Origin of the sequence: Desulfocurvibacter africanus subsp. africanus DSM 2603 (genome assembly GCF_000422545.1) — a bacterium.
Lineage (GTDB): Bacteria > Desulfobacterota > Desulfovibrionia > Desulfovibrionales > Desulfovibrionaceae > Desulfocurvibacter > Desulfocurvibacter africanus.
This window is the reverse complement of record NZ_KE383873.1, coordinates 157,588-173,674: the sequence shown is the minus strand read 5'-3', so window position 1 is coordinate 173,674 and position 16,087 is coordinate 157,588. Positions and strand designations below refer to the sequence as shown.

Annotated in this window: 17 protein-coding genes; 15 read left to right on the top strand and 2 right to left on the bottom strand. The window is 59.9% G+C overall.

Features of this window, described 5'->3' with window-relative positions; all coding sequences use genetic code 11:
• Window positions 1-773: 773 nt before the first annotated feature.
• The 3 genes from H585_RS0118515 to H585_RS0118505 all read left to right on the top strand — a co-directional run bounded on the left by H585_RS0118515 (window position 774) and on the right by H585_RS0118505 (window position 2,329).
• On the top strand, window positions 774-1,208 hold the full coding sequence (locus H585_RS0118515) for a YsnF/AvaK domain-containing protein (RefSeq protein ID WP_027368923.1): 435 nt from the start codon (window positions 774-776) through the stop codon (window positions 1,206-1,208).
• Between the two features lie 77 nt (window positions 1,209-1,285).
• Window positions 1,286-2,107, top strand: coding sequence for a DUF2382 domain-containing protein (locus H585_RS0118510; RefSeq protein ID WP_027368922.1), 822 nt, complete (start codon window positions 1,286-1,288; stop codon window positions 2,105-2,107).
• A gap of 42 nt (window positions 2,108-2,149) precedes the next feature.
• Window positions 2,150-2,329, top strand: a complete 180-nt coding sequence (locus tag H585_RS0118505) for a hypothetical protein (RefSeq protein ID WP_014260500.1) — start codon at window positions 2,150-2,152, stop codon at window positions 2,327-2,329.
• 216 nt (window positions 2,330-2,545) lie between these two features.
• Here H585_RS0118505 and H585_RS0118500 read toward each other — a convergent pair whose 3' ends face one another.
• Window positions 2,546-3,100 (bottom strand): periplasmic heavy metal sensor, encoded by a 555-nt coding sequence (locus H585_RS0118500; RefSeq protein ID WP_027368921.1) that lies wholly within the window; start codon window positions 3,098-3,100, stop codon window positions 2,546-2,548.
• A 408-nt stretch (window positions 3,101-3,508) separates the two neighbouring features.
• On the opposite strand from H585_RS0118500, the gene H585_RS0118495 reads away from it, so the two are divergent.
• The 4 genes from H585_RS0118495 (at window position 3,509) to H585_RS0118480 (ending at window position 7,468) form a co-directional block, all read left to right on the top strand.
• Complete coding sequence (locus tag H585_RS0118495) at window positions 3,509-4,567, top strand: extracellular solute-binding protein (RefSeq protein ID WP_027368920.1); 1,059 nt, start codon at window positions 3,509-3,511, stop codon at window positions 4,565-4,567.
• 86 nt (window positions 4,568-4,653) lie between these two features.
• On the top strand, window positions 4,654-5,766 hold the full coding sequence (locus H585_RS0118490; RefSeq protein ID WP_027368919.1) for an ABC transporter ATP-binding protein: 1,113 nt from the start codon (window positions 4,654-4,656) through the stop codon (window positions 5,764-5,766).
• The gene (locus tag H585_RS0118485) at window positions 5,766-6,617 is read left to right on the top strand and encodes an ABC transporter permease (protein WP_014260496.1); all 852 of its coding nucleotides are present in this window, start codon (window positions 5,766-5,768) and stop codon (window positions 6,615-6,617) included. The genes H585_RS0118490 and H585_RS0118485 overlap by 1 nt, the downstream gene beginning before the upstream one ends.
• Window positions 6,614-7,468 (top strand): ABC transporter permease, encoded by an 855-nt coding sequence (locus H585_RS0118480; RefSeq protein WP_027368918.1) that lies wholly within the window; start codon window positions 6,614-6,616, stop codon window positions 7,466-7,468. Before H585_RS0118485 ends, H585_RS0118480 begins: the two co-directional genes overlap by 4 nt.
• 741 nt (window positions 7,469-8,209) lie before the next feature.
• On the opposite strand, the gene H585_RS0118475 is transcribed toward H585_RS0118480, so the two are convergent.
• Window positions 8,210-9,190, bottom strand: a complete 981-nt coding sequence (locus tag H585_RS0118475; protein WP_237707584.1) for a sigma-54 interaction domain-containing protein — start codon at window positions 9,188-9,190, stop codon at window positions 8,210-8,212.
• 463 nt (window positions 9,191-9,653) lie between these two features.
• On the opposite strand from H585_RS0118475, the gene H585_RS0118470 reads away from it, so the two are divergent.
• From H585_RS0118470 to H585_RS0118435, 8 genes are all read left to right on the top strand, one after another.
• On the top strand, window positions 9,654-10,649 hold the full coding sequence (locus tag H585_RS0118470) for a sulfite exporter TauE/SafE family protein (RefSeq protein ID WP_014260493.1): 996 nt from the start codon (window positions 9,654-9,656) through the stop codon (window positions 10,647-10,649).
• A 19-nt stretch (window positions 10,650-10,668) separates the two neighbouring features.
• A complete protein-coding gene (locus tag H585_RS0118465) occupies window positions 10,669-11,133 on the top strand; it encodes a hypothetical protein (protein WP_014260492.1) in 465 nt (154 codons plus the stop codon).
• A 26-nt stretch (window positions 11,134-11,159) separates the two neighbouring features.
• The gene (locus H585_RS0118460; protein ID WP_027368915.1) at window positions 11,160-12,395 is read left to right on the top strand and encodes a sigma 54-interacting transcriptional regulator; all 1,236 of its coding nucleotides are present in this window, start codon (window positions 11,160-11,162) and stop codon (window positions 12,393-12,395) included.
• Window positions 12,396-12,413: 18 nt separating this feature from the next.
• Window positions 12,414-12,770 (top strand): hypothetical protein, encoded by a 357-nt coding sequence (locus H585_RS0118455; protein WP_027368914.1) that lies wholly within the window; start codon window positions 12,414-12,416, stop codon window positions 12,768-12,770.
• Window positions 12,763-14,493, top strand: coding sequence for a sensor histidine kinase (locus tag H585_RS0118450; RefSeq protein ID WP_034628473.1), 1,731 nt, complete (start codon window positions 12,763-12,765; stop codon window positions 14,491-14,493). The genes H585_RS0118455 and H585_RS0118450 overlap by 8 nt, the downstream gene beginning before the upstream one ends.
• Window positions 14,493-14,888 (top strand): response regulator, encoded by a 396-nt coding sequence (locus H585_RS0118445; protein ID WP_027368912.1) that lies wholly within the window; start codon window positions 14,493-14,495, stop codon window positions 14,886-14,888. Before H585_RS0118450 ends, H585_RS0118445 begins: the two co-directional genes overlap by 1 nt.
• 5 nt (window positions 14,889-14,893) lie before the next feature.
• Window positions 14,894-15,535 carry a hypothetical protein gene (locus H585_RS0118440; protein WP_027368911.1) on the top strand — a complete coding sequence of 214 codons (642 nt, stop codon included), beginning with the start codon at window positions 14,894-14,896 and terminating at the stop codon, window positions 15,533-15,535.
• Window positions 15,536-15,605: 70 nt separating this feature from the next.
• Window positions 15,606-16,067, top strand: coding sequence for a response regulator (locus H585_RS0118435; protein ID WP_102046966.1), 462 nt, complete (start codon window positions 15,606-15,608; stop codon window positions 16,065-16,067).
• Window positions 16,068-16,087 lie beyond the last annotated feature (20 nt).

The window sequence follows — 16,087 nt, the reverse complement described above, 5'->3', positions numbered from 1 at the left end:
GCGAACAGGAACACTCTCCTGCTCGCGGCTGTTTTTTTCTCCGCAGGTCATCACGACCTGATCTCATGACTTGATCTCGCTCCCTCGGCGCTTCCGATCTGGCGGTCTTCCCTTCATGCAAATCGACCCGACCTTGAAGCCACTCGCTTCAGCTTCGCCGCGCGCATCTTGCGGATGACACCCCCTGGGGCTGGCATCAGCTTTCCGGAGCCGTTGCATAAAAATTGAGCAGAGCGTTGCCTTCCAAGACCCCACTCACCAGGGCCTTTCCGGATTGGTGGGACGACCTGGACCCGCATACTCCATTGGCGACTTGCTCTTGAAACAGGTTCGCCATCCTTGTCCGGCCTGCCGACCTTATAGCAATTCAAGAAGGAACTCAGTCTTTTCAGTGCGATGCCACACCTGATGGAGCTATGATCAGGCAAGGATCTTCCCATTTTTTATGCAAATGGCTCTAGCCACTACCAATTTGAAGCTATTAATCAATTCTCAGGATAAATCCGGCTCTTAGGCTAACCAGAAGCTTTTTATCCGTCCTCATCTCGAATACATGTTGACAATAGAGCCATATTATTTCTGTATTGTATCATGACTAATAAGCGCACATGTCAGACTAATTACTACGGAGCTACGCGAAAAAATTCTACAAAATGAGTATAATATTAATTATTACAAGCCTTACTTGGCTCTAAATTTATTCATTTTGCAAGTACTTAATTTTGTAAGCACTTAAAGAATTAAACTTTGGATTGCTACTGGAGAAACAGACAATGATAAACATTAAAGAAAACACCCCAAGCAAAGCTACATCTACGGATAATCAGATCATTCCAGTTGTCGAAGAGAAACTCCACGTGGAAAAACATACGCTGGATACCGGCACAACTCGAGTCAAGAAGATCGTACATGAGCGGGAAGAAGTCATCAGCGAGCCGCTCCTTCGCCAGGAGGCGCAGATATCCAGGGTGCCGATCAACCGTTACGTGGATCAGGCCCCTGCCATGCGGCAGGAAAAAGATACGCTCATCATGCCTGTCGTGGAGGAGGTCCTGGTGGTGGAAAAGCGCCTATTGCTCAAGGAAGAGCTTCACATCACACGCAAATCCAAGACCGTCAGGGAGCCGCAACGCGTCGTGTTGCGTAGCGAGGAGGCCGTTGTGGAGCATGTGGATGCGCAGGCTCCACGTGAGCCGAAGAAGCGTTGAATGCGGGAGGCGTGCGGCACAGGTCAGCCTGCGCTCCGTACCGCTTCATCAATAAGTAGGACTCAAGGAGGCACATTATGGCAAAGACAGTTGCCGGATTCATGGACACTCCCATGTCGGCTCAGGATGTCGTGCAGGACTTGGTGACCAGCGGATTCAGCCGCGATGACATCAGCCTGCTGATGATCGACAAGACAGCCGGCCACGGGGGGTACTCCTGGAAGACTGCCGATAAATCCAGAGGAGGAGACGCCAGAAATGCCCGTGATGACCTGACGAGCATGGGCATACCTGAAGACCATGCCCACTATTACCTGGAAGGCGTACGGCGCGGTGGAGTGCTCATTACCGTGAGCACCGATGACGATTCGGCCGACCGTGCCGCGGACATCATGCACCGCAAGGGTGCCATCGACATCGACAGGCGGTCCGAACAATGGAAGGCGACGGGCTGGAAGCGCTTCGACGAACGAGCCGCGCCCTACACGACAGAGGAGATCGCCAGGGAGCGCGAGACGATCCTCCCGGTGACAGAGGAGGAAATACACGTCGGCAAGCGCGAAGTGGAGAGGGGCACTGTGCGCGCTTACACCAGGGTGGTCGAGCAGCCGGTCGAGGAACGGGTCACCTTGCGCGAGGAGCATGCCACGGTCGAACGGCGCCCTGTGGATCGTCCCCTGACCGATGCCGATCGGGAGAGCGCCTTCCGCGAGCAGACCATCGAAGTGCGCGAGACATCGGAAGAGCCCGTGGTCTCGAAGGAAGCCCGCGTAACGGAAGAGGTGCACATAGGCAAGGAAGCCACGGAGCGCACCGAGACGGTGCGCGAGAAAGCCCGCAAGACGAAAGTCGAGGTGGAGCAAGGCACGCGCGGCCGTGGTCGGCGGCCCGGAGCGTAAGCAAACCAGGCTCAAAGCCGCAAGCTGCGCAAAGGAGATACCATGGCGAAGCTGCACACAGGCAATGAACGAGAAGACGTGGAAAGGAAGGCCGCTGGCCCCGGCAGAACCGTGGGCGTGTATGACGCCAAGGACAAGAAGGGTCGCTCCAAGGCCATGATGATCATCCTGGTTCTTGCGCTGATCATCATCGCCCTGATCGTCATCAGCAGGCTCGTTTAGAGCATTTTGCTTTTGAAAATGCTCTGCAAGCCATGCGTCGGCATGGCTTGCCGCCGCGTAGGCGTAGGCGCAATTCACTTGCGCCGTCAACACCGGAGCGGCGTCTTAAATGCGATCTGCTCTAGATCGCCTCGTTCCTCTCATGGGGAGAGCGTGCCGCCAGAGCGGCGCGCTCTCCCAAATTTCAGGCCAACTTTTGGCTCAACGTGTCAGGGCCTACTCGCTATCAAGATCCCCCGAGCCTGCTCCACCGGGACTAGCGCCGACGCCGGGCGCTCCACCATGACCGCCGCTCATCATGGGACAGCCGCCGCTCATTCCGCCGCCCATGCCCATGCCGCCTCCCATTCCACCGCCTCCCATGCCCATGCCCATGCCACCGCCCATGCCCCAAACCGGAACACCGAGCTTCATGAGCTGCTGACGCATTTCGACCTCCGCCATCACCTTACGCTCGGTAAGTCCGGCGATATCCCGCGCCAGGGTCTTGATCCTGTTCTGGTCCGGGCTGTCGGCCACACTCAGGGCTTTCAGCTCCATGTGCTTGGCCTTGATCTGCTGGCTCAGCATCCAGATGTTCTTGCCCTGGCTGGCGTAGATCTTCTGCGCGGCCTGAGTCTGCTCGGGCGTGAGCCCGAAGGGCTTTGCAGTTGCGCCCGTGCGGGTTCCGCCATGGGCCGAGTGGTCCTGGGCCGGCGCGGCCGCGTGCAGCGGGGCGGAAAGGATGAACACGCCGAGGATAGTCGAAAGGGCTAATCGGGTCAGACGCATTGGTTTCTCCTTGCTTGAGGTGTCGTGAATTCTGGCGCGGGGCCTGCCCGTCCAGACTCTCATAAGTCGTACACCATACCGCCCCTGGCGCGGGACGCAAGCTTCGAGCGCAATAGCCGTCCAGATCGCGACCGGTCGCCACCGGTATCAGGATCAGCAGTTATCGGATAAATAGCTTCCCGGCATAGACAAAGGCATTAATTACGCTTAAGTATCCGTAAGGGTGTCTCAGAATCTGTAGTGACGACGTTGGGCCTGCACCCGCGCAAGCTTAGTGGAAACCGGAATCTTCCATTCTTCGGATGGACCGCATCAGGATCGTCACTTTGAATCTCTATAAATGCATCGATGATCGCGTGTAGCTTGCTCTTCCGCAACACCTGTTCACGCCAACCACGGAGTTTCGCAATGAAGAGAGTCATCGTGCTGGTCGCGCTCATGCTGGCGACCTTGACTTCGGCGGCCCAGGCCGAAACGCTCAAGCTCCTGACCTGGAAGGGCTACGCCCCCGAGGAGCTGGTGGCCAAGTTCGAGAAGGAAACCGGCATCAAGGTCGAGGTGACCTACTCCAACAACGAAGAGATGATCGCCAAGCTGCGCGCCACCCGCGGCGCGGGCTTCGACCTGGCTCAGCCCAGTCAGGATCGCATCTCCTCGGTGCAGGAGGAGTTCAAGATCTACCAGCCCCTGGACTACTCCAAGATCGATGCAGGCCAAGTCATTCCCTCCATGCTGACGGCCGTGAAGAAGAACACCCAGGTGGCCGGCAAGTCCTACGCCGCGCCCTTCTGCTGGGGCACCTCGGGCCTGGTGGTCAACAAGGCCAAGGCCCCCGGCGCGGACAGCTACAAGGCCTTGCTCGATCCCAAGTACAAGGGGCGCGTGAGCTACCGCCTCAAGCGTCCCACGCTCATCGCCATGGGCTTCGCCCTGGGCTACGACCCCTTCTCGCTGTATGGCGACCCGGCCGCCTACAAGGCCATGCTGGACAAGATCGAAGCGACCCTCATCGCGGCCAAGCCCAATGTGCAGAACTACTGGGCCAACGGCGACGCTCTGCTGGAGTCCGTGCGCTCGGGCGAGGTTTTCGTTGCCGAAGCCTGGGACAATGGCGGCTGGAAACTGCATGAGGAGAACAAGGACATCGACTTCGTGGCTCCCATCGAGGGTGCGCTGGGCTGGATCGACACCTTCACCATTCCGGCCAAGGCCGAGAACGCCGCGGCCGCCTACAAATGGATCAACTTCATGCTGCGCCCAGAAAACGCCGGTTACTTTACCACGCAGGAGAAGACGCCCACGGCTTCCGCGGGTGCGGGCAAGTTCGTGGCTCCCGAGGTGCAGGCCTACTTCGATCGCTGCTTCCCGCAGGCGGCCATCGACAACATCAAGTGGTATCCGCCCGTGCCGGCCAAGCTCGAGGCCATGGAAGGCAAGGTTCTTGATAAGATCAAGGCCGCCAAGTAGCGCCTCGGCGCGTTCGTGAATTAATCCCTGCACGGGGCGGCGTCCGCGCCGCTCCGTGCCTGCAAGCAGAAATCCGACGGGAAGCCATGAGCAATGACCTCTCCGTGCTCAACCTGAGCAAACGGTTCGGCACGTTCACAGCCGTGGACAACATCAGCTTCGATGTGCCCACGGGATTTTTTTTCTCTATCCTCGGCCCCTCGGGCTGCGGCAAGACCACACTCCTGCGCATGCTGGCCGGCTTCGATGAGCCGAGCGAGGGAACCATCGCCATCCGCGGCCAGGACATGCGCGGGGTGCCGCCAAACCGGCGGCCCGTGAACCTCGTCTTCCAGCATCTGGCCCTATTCCCCATGATGGACGTGGCCGAGAACATCGCCTTCGGCCTCAAGCGCCGGGGCGTGAACGGCTCCGACATCAGGCGCCGCACCGAGGCCATGCTGGAGCGCGTAGGCCTGCCAGGCTTCGGGACCAAAAAGATCAACCAGCTTTCGGGCGGCCAGAAGCAGCGCGTGGCCATCGCCCGCTGCCTGGTGCTGGAACCCTTGGTGCTGCTGCTTGACGAGCCGTTGGGCGCACTGGACCTCAAGCTGCGCGAACAGATGAAGGTGGAGCTCAAGAAGCTGCAAGCCAAGGTGGGCACGACGTTCATCTACATCACCCACGACCAGTCAGAAGCTCTGGTCATGTCCGACCGCGTGGCGGTCATGAACCAGGGACACTTCGAGCAGGTGGGCACGCCCCAGGAACTGTACGGCGATCCTCGCACGCCCTTCGTGGCCCAGTTCGTGGGCGAGAACAACCTGTGGGCGGGCCAGGTGGTCGAAAGCCGGACCGACGGAGTCAGCGTGCGCACGGACGAAGGGCTTGTCTTCCGTGCCCGTTTGCTGGGCGATTGTCCGGCTGACACGCGCGTGCAGCTTTTTCTGCGGCCCGAGGCCATGCTCATCGAGCCGCGCGAAACGAGCGGCCTGAACCTGTTCAAGGTCACGGTCAAAGCCGTTCTCTTCGATGGGGCCAACAGCCGCCTGCTCACGGCCACGCCCAGGAATCACGAATTGCTGGTGTGCCTGCCGCAGAACCGCAGGTTCGATCACATAAGGCCGGGACAGGAGATCACCGTGGGCTGGCATCCCGAGTCCGGCGTGTGCTTCCCGGCCGGAAAGACCGCCGACGAAACGGCGGAAAGGACGCTTTGATGCGCTCCCGCCTGGGCCTGTGGCTGCTGCTGACGCCCGTGCTGCTGTGGCTCGTGCTGCTCATCGTGCTGCCGCATATCGACCTGCTGCTCATGAGCTTCCGGGGCGAGAACGACTTGGGCGAACCGGCCTGGACCTTGGCCAATTACGCCAACTTCTTCAGCGAGCCCGTCTACTGGCTGACCTTCGCGCGCACGGCGCTCTACGCCGTCATTACCACGGCCATCACCGCAATGCTGGCAATGCCCGTGGCCTTCTACATCACAAAGCTGGCCAGGCAGCGGGCCAGGGGCGCGCTGCTGGTCCTGCTGCTCCTGCCCTTCTGGGTCAGCGAGTTGGTGCGCGTGTACGGCTGGATGATACTGTTGCGCGAATCAGGCGTGCTCAACCATTTCATGCTCGCACTCGGCCTTGTGCACAAGCCCGTGGAAATGCTCTACAACGACGCCAGCATGATCATGGGCCTGGTTTACACGTCCATGCTGTTCATGGTCGTGCCGCTCGTGTCGGTCATGGACAGCCTTGACGACAGCCTGATCGAGGCGGCCCACGACCTGGGCGCGCACAAGCGGGCCATCTGGCGAACCATCATCATCCCACATTGCAAGCCGGGCCTGGTCTCGGGCTCCATCATTGTCTTCATGCTCACCTTGGGCAACTACCTGACGCCCAACCTCATGGGCGGCAAGAACTCCCTGTGGTTCACGGAGCAGATTTACAACCAATTCATCGCCAGCTTCAACTGGAACCAGGGCGCGGCCTTCGGCTTCCTGCTCCTGCTGCTCAGCTCGCTCATGATCTGGCTGGGGCTCAAGCTCACGCGCCAAAAGCTTGGGGAGGTGGCCTCGTGATCCGCTCGCTGCCCACTTCCAGAGGCTACGATTGGGCCTTCCAGGCCTTCATCATCCTCTATTTCATCTTCCTGTTCGCGCCGCTGGTGGTCACCTGCGTACTGGCTTTCAACGACTCGAACTTCCCGTCCCTGCCGTGGAACGGCTTCAGCCTGGACTGGTTTCTGTCCGCCGGACCCGCGCGCGTGGGAATTTTCCACGATTCTCAAACCCTGCGCGCCTTGTGGACCAGCTTCAAGACCGCCTTCTTCGTTTCCATCTTCAGCGTGGCCGTGGGCACCTGCGCCAGCCTGCTATTCGAAGAGGAACAGTTTCGCTTCAAGGAGCTGCTGTACTTCCTCATGCTCGCGCCACTGGTCATCCCCGGCGTCATCCTGGGCATATCCCTTCTGTTGACCGCCAACACCGCCGGTGTTTTTCTGGAGGAGTCCATGGAGTGGGATTTCGCCCTGTTCCGCCCCAGCTTTTGGCTGGTGGTCATGGGCCAATTCTCGTTCATCACCACCTTCGTGACCCTGGTGGTCTCCGCTCGGCTGCGCAAGTTCGACCGTTCCCTGGAAGAAGCGGCCCTGAACCTGGGAGCCAACCGCTTCCAGGTCATCCGGCACATCACCTTGCGCTACCTGCGCCCGTCCATCATCGGAGCGGCGGCAGTAGCCTTCCTTATGAGCTTCGAGAATTTCAACACGACAATTTTCCTGGTGGGCTCAGAGCCCACCCTGCCCGTGACCCTCTATCTCCAGGTGCGCGACGGCAGCACGCCCATGATCAATGCCGTCTCGCTCCTGCTTATCGTGGGCACGTCCTGCCTGGCCCTGGCCAATCTGTATTTCGGGAGGAAAGGGAAATAAACTAGGAAAGAAATTGCGGCTTCGAATCAGTACAACACGCGTTGAAACAACATCGAAGCCGTACTGGGCGGGTTGAAAGTTGCAACTTGCAGCCGGCACAATGACAGAACCCGGTACAAGTCACAGCGGTAATAATTCCTTCTCTCGCCCCTTCCTCTTGCGCACGGGCAGCGAAGATTTCAGAATATCGATCCACCGGGGCAAGCGATCCCAATATTCCGGCGAAGTGACGAACAGGCAGGCCCTACAGATGATCTGATTCGAGCAAGCGTCAATATTCGTGGAACTGCAGACAGGGCAAGGCTTGACAGAGTGCACGATGGCTCCTGCGGGTAATAATCCACGATACGATAGGCTTTATGCCAAGACAGGCATCTACTCGTTCAGTTCTATGCCCTAGCACATAACACAAAACACTCTGCTAGGGAAGTACCCGCTTATATTTTTTGCCAACTAGCACAGCCAAACGAGAGGATCTATCCAACATTAAATAGACAGTGGTGCTCATATCCTCCTTTGATCGAGGTTACTCGCGTTCATGACCGCGCTAGTGCAGGACTCGAATAGCTTAACGCATGCGCCGAACTTTAAACCAGAGCTACCCCGGGATTGCGCGTTCCTAGGCGCGTAATCCCGGGAAGCTGTCCCTGGCGGGCTCGCTCACTTGCGGTTGAGAAAGATTGTGGCCCGAGAGTCAGGAGGAAGAGGTTGCAGTAACAAAGCCCCGGCTGCCTAGTTGCATCAGCCCAGGTGAGAATATAAGCGCAAGCCGTAAAGGGCCAGCTTATAGCGCAAGGTTCGCGGGCTGATTTGGAGGATTTCGGCGGTCCGGGCTTTATTGCCGTTGGCCGCGCGGTAGGCGCGGTGAATGGCGCGGATTTCGGCCTCCTTGACCGCGGCGTCGAGGGTTAGACAGGCCGGCGCATTCGGCTCCGGAACGCAGGCGACTTCCATCTCCATATGCAGGGGCAGGTTCCGTGGATGGATTGTACCGCCCTGGGTCAGGAGCACGAGCCGCTCGATAAGGTTCTTGAGTTCGCGGACATTGCCCGGCCAGGAGTAGTGTTCGAGAACCTTGCGCGTGTCCGGGGCCAGCGCGAGATCTTTCTTGTGGTAGCGGTGGCCAAAAAATTCCAGGAAATGCTCGGCCAACAGGCCGACATCCTCGCGCCGCTCGCGCAATGGCGGCAGCTCAATGGGCACTACGTTGAGCCGATAGTAAAGGTCAGCCCGAAAGTGCCCCTCGCGGAGCATATCCGGAAGGAAGCGGTTGGTTGCCGCCACGATGCGCGCGCCGAAAGGTATGTCCCGCTCCCCGCCCAGGCGTTTGAAGCGCTTCTCCTCCAGCACGCGCAGGAAGTCCACCTGATTGGTGGCTGGAATCTCACCGACTTCGTCCAGGAAGAGCGTGCCGTCCTCGGCAAGTTCGAAGCTTCCCTTTTTCGGCCGGTTGGCGCCGGTATAGGCCCCGGCTTCGTGACCGAAAAACTTGTCGGCAAAAAGCTCGCCCTTGAGCACGCCACAGTTCACCGGGACGAAAGGCCGCTCCTTGCGACCGGACAACTCGTGAATGAAGCGAGCGAACAGTTCCTTGCCCGTTCCTGATTCACCATAAATGAGCACGGGCGCGTCGGAACCGGCGACCTGGGCGGCGATGCTCCGCAGAGCGCGCATGGACGGCGAGCGAAACAGAAAGGCGATACGCCCGCCGGACAGATCCATGACATCTTCCATCTCATCGCTTGGCAAAAAATTGCCGCTATCGGAGAGATCCGACTGATCGCCTGAAGAATCTTCAAGTATCTTTCTTATCAGCATATTTTTCCAAATCGAGCTAAAAGAGCCTTGGCAGCAGGTGCGTTTTAGCGTTGCAATTTGAACCGGGCAAAGTCGTAGTTAATCAGCACGCGCCTAGCCTTTTCCGCCTTGCGGCAAAAACTTGCCGCAAGGCGGCATACATTTGCCTATAGCCTCGCCGGATATTTACGTCAACACCCGGTATGTGCGGATTTTCACGATGGCACGCATCTTGTTCCTTACGAGACAAAATGGCGCAAGCGCTTGGTGTTTCCGACCGCTTGCGATCGGCGGAGACGGACTTGGTGAGCGCATGAGCGGCAGGGTTTTGCCGTTCTGACGCTCAAGGCGCGTGAACGAAATTCAACGGCAAGGAGTATTGATCAAGATGCGCGTATCCCCACCCTCAGCCAAGAAGCTCATGATCTTCATGGCAGCAGCGGCCGGCCTGGTCCTCGTCCTGGCTTTCGTGGCTTTCGCCTCGATGCCTGAAGGCCAGCAGGCCATTTCCAATGCGGCCGTGGCCGCCGGCGCCCCCGAAGGCGGGCCATGGTGGCAATGGCCTGCCATTCTCCTGTTTTTCTGTTTCGGCCTGGGTGTTATCGCCGTGCTCGCCGGCGTGGGTGGAGGCGTGCTCTACGTGCCCCTGGTGAGCGGCTTCTTCCCCTTCCATCTCGACTTCGTGCGCGGCGCGGGCCTGCTCGTGGCCCTGGCCGGCGCCCTGGCCGCCGGCCCCGGTCTGCTCAAGCGCAACCTGGCCAGCCTGCGTCTGGCCCTGCCCGTGGCGCTCATCGCTTCCAGCTGCGCCATCGTCGGCGCCATGATTGGTCTGGCCCTGCCCACCAATATCGTGCAAATCGCCCTGGGCACGACAATCCTGTTCATCGCCGTGCTCCTGCTGACCTCCAAGAACGTTATCCGCCCGGTGGTCACCAAGCAGGACGCCGTAGGCGCGGCCCTGGGACTCAACGGCGTGTACTTCGACGCTTCCACCGGCGAGAACATCGATTGGAAGACGCACCGCACCCTGCCGGGCCTGCTGATGTTCATCATCATCGGCATCATGGCCGGCATGTTCGGCCTGGGCGCCGGCTGGGCCAACGTCCCGGTGCTCAACATACTCATGGGCGCTCCGCTCAAGGTCGCCGTGGGCACCTCCAAATTCCTGCTGTCCATCACCGACACCTCCGCGGCCTGGGTCTACCTGAACCAAGGCTGCGTCATCCCGCTCATGGCCATTCCGTCCATTGTCGGCCTCATGCTCGGCTCCTTCACGGGAGTGCGCATCCTGGCCGTGGCCAAGCCGAAGATGATCCGCTACCTGGTCATCGGTGTGCTCTTCTTCGCCGGCGGCAAGGCGCTTTTGAAGGGACTCGGGATCTAGAACAGCAAGGAGCGAAGACATGACCACCATCAAGAAAAACATAGATACCAAGGGAAGAGAGACAGTCATGGCAGACTCAACCAAGGCATCGCCGGAACAGATCACCTACGCCAACCTGCTCTTCTACGGATGCTGGGGCTCCCTGGCGCTCATGGCCGTGACCTACGCCATCTACGTTTTTGGCCTGCTTGACCTCTACCTGCCTATCCCAAAGGTAATCGAGCTATGGTCCCAGTCGGTGGGAACCTACCTGCGCGAAGGCAACGTCCCGAACGGTTGGGGCTGGCTGACCCTGATAACCCATGGGGATTTCATTAACTTCCTGGGCATCGCCATCCTGGCGGGCATGACCCTCGTTTGCTTCATCCCGCTCGCGATCGCCTATGCCAAGAAGAAGGACTTCCTCTACTTTGGAATCGCTATTGCCGAGATCCTGATCCTGGCGTTTGCTGCCTCTGGTATCGTAGGCGGCGGGGCGCACTAGCCTAGTGGGCCGGTGCAGGAGGCATTGTGAAGGGACCGTTGCGCAGGCTGACCGGAATCGACCCATGCAGGCTCGACCTCGCCGAAATGTTCGACGAGCTGCCTATGGGATTGGCGGTCATTGATGGGCAAGAGATCGTTCTCTTCCTTAACAGGAGCCTTGAGCTCCTGACGGGGTACCGCTGTGACGAGGCCGCCGGCCTGCCGGCCCGTCACGTGCTCCACCTGGGGCTACCCCTGCGCGACACGCCCCAGGGCAGCGAGATGGTCACCGACCTCATCGACCGCTACCGCCGCAAGCTGCCGGTGCGTGTTAAGTCCCTGCGGGTTTCCGGCGCGGAGGGAGGCGACACGCGCCGTTTGTTGGTGGTGGAGGACCTGAGCGCCCTCAAAGAGATTGAGGAGCGCACCCGCAACGTGCTGGCTGGAGGCGAGATCCTCTCGCGCAGCGCGAGCATGGAAGGCATCAAACGCCTCGTCCAAGCCGTGGCGGAAACGAGCGTGCCCACGCTCGTCACAGGCGAGACCGGCACCGGCAAGGACCTCGTGGCCCTGGCCATTCACCGGGCCTCGCCGCGTTCCCGCGGCCCCTTCATAACCGCCACCTGCGGCCCCCTGCCCGAGCATGTCCTGGAAAGCGAGCTGTTCGGCCAGGCCGGAAAAACCGAATTGCAGGGCAAATTCCAACTCGCGCACACCGGTACGCTCTACATCGCGGAAGTCGGTGATCTCCCATTAACGCAGCAGGCCAGGCTGGTGCGTTTCCTCGATGAGGGCGTCATTCATCCGGCAGGCTCTACCTCCGGGCAAAAAGTGGATGTCCGGCTCATCATATCGACCAACCGCGACCCCGAGGAGCTGCTGCGGGCCAAGGCCCTGCGCGAGGACCTGTATCATCGGCTGGGCGTTGCCCGCATTCACCTGCCGCCGTTGCGCGAGCGCGGCGAGGATATGGATTTTCTCCTGGCGCATTTCCTCGACCTCTTCGCCTCACGCCTCAAGAAGGTTGTGCGGGGCTTCTCGCCCGAAGCTCGGCGCATCCTGGCCGCATACCCCTTCCCAGGCAACGTCCGAGAGCTTAAGAATATCGTAGAGTTCTCGGTCATGATCGCCAGCGCAGAGAGCATTGGCTCGGATGAGCTTCCAAGCCACGTGCTTTCATCCAACCGCGCCGAACGCCGCGATCACCACAAGCAGCGAGGCGATATCTCGCACCCGCACAAGAGCGGTCGGGGCCATACAGCCGGGAAAGGCGGCAAGTAGCCGGGGCCGGGAGAGAGCATGCGCGAAAAGCGAGTCCTGATTCCCATATTCCGCGAGGAAGTCCACCCACGCTTCGACCGCGCCGGGGAGATTCTCGTCGTCGCGTTCAGCGGGGACGGGCAGCCCTTGGAGCGGAAGATTCTCCTGTTGGCCCAGCCCTCGGCGGACGAGATATGCGATCATGTTCTGCGTGAGCGCATCACTCACGTCATCTGCGGAGCCATCGAGGAGGAATATTACCACTACCTGCGCTGGAAGCGCATCGATGTACTTGATTTCGTAGCCGGCCCCTTCGAGGAAGTGCTCGCGCGATTCACGCGTGGAGAAGCCAAATCCGGCGACGTGCTCTTCGCCCGCAAGGATGTCCATGGATAAGGCTGCCGCCCCGTTGGGCATCAAGACCTCCCCACCTCCGGACCTTCATGGCCCCAGGGACGTCGCGCCCAGGCGCTACAAGGTATTGCGCCGCAAGTTCGTGGTCATCATGGCTCTCGTGGCCATTGTCCCGCTCATCGCCATGGGGGCAATCAATTACCTGGAGTTCCAGGCCGCCCTGAGCCGTGAGGTTCAGAGCCCGCTGCGCGCGCTGCTCTACAAGACCAAGAACACCATCGAGCTGTACCTCGCCGAGCGAGCCTCGAAGGTGAGCTTCATTGCCCAGGCCTACGGCTTCGAGGACCTTGCTGACGAGACCACCTTGCGACGCATATTCAAGGTGCTCTCATCGACGTCCGAAGGCTTCGTCGATCTCGGGCTGATCGGCGATGATGGCGTCCAGGTCTCCTATACCGGGCCCTACGCGCTCCAGGGAGTCGATTACTCCAACGAAGCCTGGTTCCAACTGGTCCAGGTCAAAGGCATCTATATTTCCGACGTGTTCATGGGCTTCAGGCGCTTTCCGCATATTGTCATCGCCGTACGCCGCTTGGGCGACGACGGACGCTTCTGGATCGTCAGGACTACCCTCGACACGAGCCAGTTCGACAAGATCATCGCCGCCATGGGCCTCGAGTCCGATTCGGACGCTTTTCTGCTCAACAAGAAGGGCGTGCTGCAGACCAATTCGCGCTACTACGGAGACGTCCTGAAGCAAGCGCCGTTTACGCTGCCGCCGCAGAGCTACGAGATCAATCTCGTGGATACCACCGACCCGGCGGGCCGGGACGTCTATATGGCCTACACCTACTTCTCGGACGTGAACTTAGTGCTCATGGCCGTCAAGTCGCGCGTAGGAGCACTGCAGACATGGTCCGCGGTCAGAGGCGATTTCATCCTGATCTTCGTGGTCGGCACGATCCTCATCTTCTTGGTGGCCAACCGCCTTACCAAAGGTCTCGTGCAGCACCTCAAGGAAAGCGACGAGCGCCGGGAGTTCGCCTTCCGTGAAGTCGAGCACAACCAGCGCCTCTCGTCCATCGGCCGGCTGGCCGCCGGCTTGGCCCACGAAGTGAACAACCCGCTGGCGATCATCAACGAGCAAGCCGGCCTGCTCAAGGACCTTCTGAACCGGCAGGCCGACGGACCCGAAAAGGAGCGCTACTCCCGCTTGGCGGATTCCATTCTCGCCGCGGTGAAGCGTTGCCGGGACATCACCCATAATATGCTCGGCTTTGCCCGGCGCATGGAACTCGCCATCGAATTCCTCAGCATAAACGAGGTTCTCGCCGAAACTCTCAGTTTCCTGCGCAAGGAGGCCGAGTCGCGCGACGTCGAGATCATTCTCGACCTTGATCCTAACCTGTCGACAATACCCTCGGACCGCGGACAGCTGCAGCAGGTTTTCCTGAATATCCTCAACAATGCATTGGCAGCGGTGAGCGACAAAGGGCGAATTCAAATTTCCAGCAAAGACAGCGGCCAAAACGTTTTGGTATCCATCGAGGATAACGGCTGCGGCATGCCTAAAGAAACCTTGGAGCACATTTTCGAGCCATTCTTCACGACGAAGAAAGGCAGAGGCACTGGCCTGGGCCTGTCGATCACCTATGGCATCGTCAAGCGCCTGGGCGGCGATATCGACGTCAGGAGCACTCCGGGCCAGGGTACAACGTTCACGGTGCTCTTGCCCAAGCAGGGCAAGTTGGAAGAGAGGAGTTAATGGATAGATCACCTTGGAAGGTCTTACTGGTGGATGACGAGCAGCAGTTCGTCTCGACCTTGGCCGAGCGGCTGGAACTGCGAGGAATCGCGGCGCGCGTGGCCTACAATGGCGATCAGGCCTTGGAGGCCGTGGAGATCGACACCCCGAACATCATTGTGCTCGACGTGATCATGCCAGGCATGAAGGGCCTCGAAGTGCTCCGGCACGTCAAGGCCAAGCACCCCGAGGTGCAGGTCATCCTGCTTACGGGCCAGGGCGCCACGCGCGACGGTATCGAAGGCATGCGCCTCGGGGCCTTCGACTACATGATCAAGCCCCTGGACATCGAAGCTCTCGTCGAAAAGATGGAAGAGGCCTATAACGTCGCGCTCCAGGCGCGCAATATGGAGTAGGCTACATGCGTGAAGACGTTTTCATGGGGGCGCTCATCGCCTCGGTCTCCCACGAGTTGCTCAATGTCCTGGCGACGATCCACCAGTCGTCGGGCCTCATGGACGACCTCATGGGCGCGGGAGCCCGCAAGAGCCTTTTCGGCCTCGGCATGAAAACGGAGTTCGTGCACCATGATAAATTCAAGTCCATCATAGCCACTATCGGCCAGCAGGTGGATCGCGGCATGGCCCTCTCCGAAGCCTTGAATACTCTCGGGCATGCCCCGGAGCACGGCCCGCAAGCGCAATGCGACCTGTGGGAGGCCGCCAGTGCGACCCTGTGCCTTGCGGAGCGTTTGTCCCGCAAGCGCCGGGTCCGGTTCATGCTGCGCAAGCCGCAAGCGAGGATCTTGGCTGGCCTGGGTCAGCTCTGGGCCATGATGGCCATATACGAGGCCATGGAAACTCTCCTGGCCACGCTCAAGGAAACCGAAGTCGAGATCACGATCGAAAAGGGCTCCGCGGGGCCCGTGGTGCGCTTCGAAACGGATTCGGCCGGGCTCGACCTGGCAGCCAGGGAGATGGCCCTTTGCGGGCTGGTCGTCCGCCTGGAGCCCACAGGAAACGGCTTGGCGCTGGTGTTCCCCCCCGAGGGAAGCTCCACCTGATTTACGGCATTATCCGAGCAATGGAACGGATCGGCATACCCGACGTGGATATCAAACAAGGAGAGCGAACATGCCCCTGAAGAAGATCAAGCTTCTGCTGGTGGACGACGAGGAGAACTTCGTCAACACCCTGTCCGAGCGCATGAAGATGCGCGACGTGCCCTCCAAGGTGGTCTACAACGGCGAACAGGCCCTGGAAGCCGTGAAGACCGAGACCCCGGATGTCATGGTGCTCGACCTGCGCATGCCCGGCATCGACGGCATGGAAGTCCTGCGCAAGGTGCGCAAGACCCATCCCCAGGTCCAGATCATCATCCTCACCGGCCACGGCACGACTCTGGACGAGGAAGAGGCCAAGCGGCTCGGAGCCTTCCACTATCACAAGAAGCCCATCGATATCGACGAGCTCCTTGGCACGGTGAAGAAGGCCTACCGTGAGCGCATCGAGGACGCCATGGTCGCGGCGACCTTCGCCCAGGCCGGCGATTTCGAAGGCGCTGATGATATCCTCAAGGAAAACAAGCAGAAGTAGCGCTAGGGAGGCCGTCCGTC

Coding starts and splice junctions, on each gene's coding strand:
- H585_RS0118495 (WP_027368920.1), top strand. CDS start 3,509: ATGAAGAGAGTCATCGTGCTGGTCGCGCTCATGCTGGCGACCTTGACT.
- H585_RS0118500 (WP_027368921.1), bottom strand. CDS start 3,100: ATGCGTCTGACCCGATTAGCCCTTTCGACTATCCTCGGCGTGTTCATC.
- H585_RS0118475 (WP_237707584.1), bottom strand. CDS start 9,190: ATGGATCTGTCCGGCGGGCGTATCGCCTTTCTGTTTCGCTCGCCGTCC.
- H585_RS0118455 (WP_027368914.1), top strand. CDS start 12,414: ATGCGCGAAAAGCGAGTCCTGATTCCCATATTCCGCGAGGAAGTCCAC.
- H585_RS0118505 (WP_014260500.1), top strand. CDS start 2,150: ATGGCGAAGCTGCACACAGGCAATGAACGAGAAGACGTGGAAAGGAAG.
- H585_RS0118435 (WP_102046966.1), top strand. CDS start 15,606: ATGCCCCTGAAGAAGATCAAGCTTCTGCTGGTGGACGACGAGGAGAAC.
- H585_RS0118510 (WP_027368922.1), top strand. CDS start 1,286: ATGGCAAAGACAGTTGCCGGATTCATGGACACTCCCATGTCGGCTCAG.
- H585_RS0118445 (WP_027368912.1), top strand. CDS start 14,493: ATGGATAGATCACCTTGGAAGGTCTTACTGGTGGATGACGAGCAGCAG.
- H585_RS0118450 (WP_034628473.1), top strand. CDS start 12,763: ATGGATAAGGCTGCCGCCCCGTTGGGCATCAAGACCTCCCCACCTCCG.
- H585_RS0118440 (WP_027368911.1), top strand. CDS start 14,894: ATGCGTGAAGACGTTTTCATGGGGGCGCTCATCGCCTCGGTCTCCCAC.
- H585_RS0118515 (WP_027368923.1), top strand. CDS start 774: ATGATAAACATTAAAGAAAACACCCCAAGCAAAGCTACATCTACGGAT.
- H585_RS0118470 (WP_014260493.1), top strand. CDS start 9,654: ATGCGCGTATCCCCACCCTCAGCCAAGAAGCTCATGATCTTCATGGCA.
- H585_RS0118465 (WP_014260492.1), top strand. CDS start 10,669: ATGACCACCATCAAGAAAAACATAGATACCAAGGGAAGAGAGACAGTC.
- H585_RS0118490 (WP_027368919.1), top strand. CDS start 4,654: ATGAGCAATGACCTCTCCGTGCTCAACCTGAGCAAACGGTTCGGCACG.
- H585_RS0118485 (WP_014260496.1), top strand. CDS start 5,766: ATGCGCTCCCGCCTGGGCCTGTGGCTGCTGCTGACGCCCGTGCTGCTG.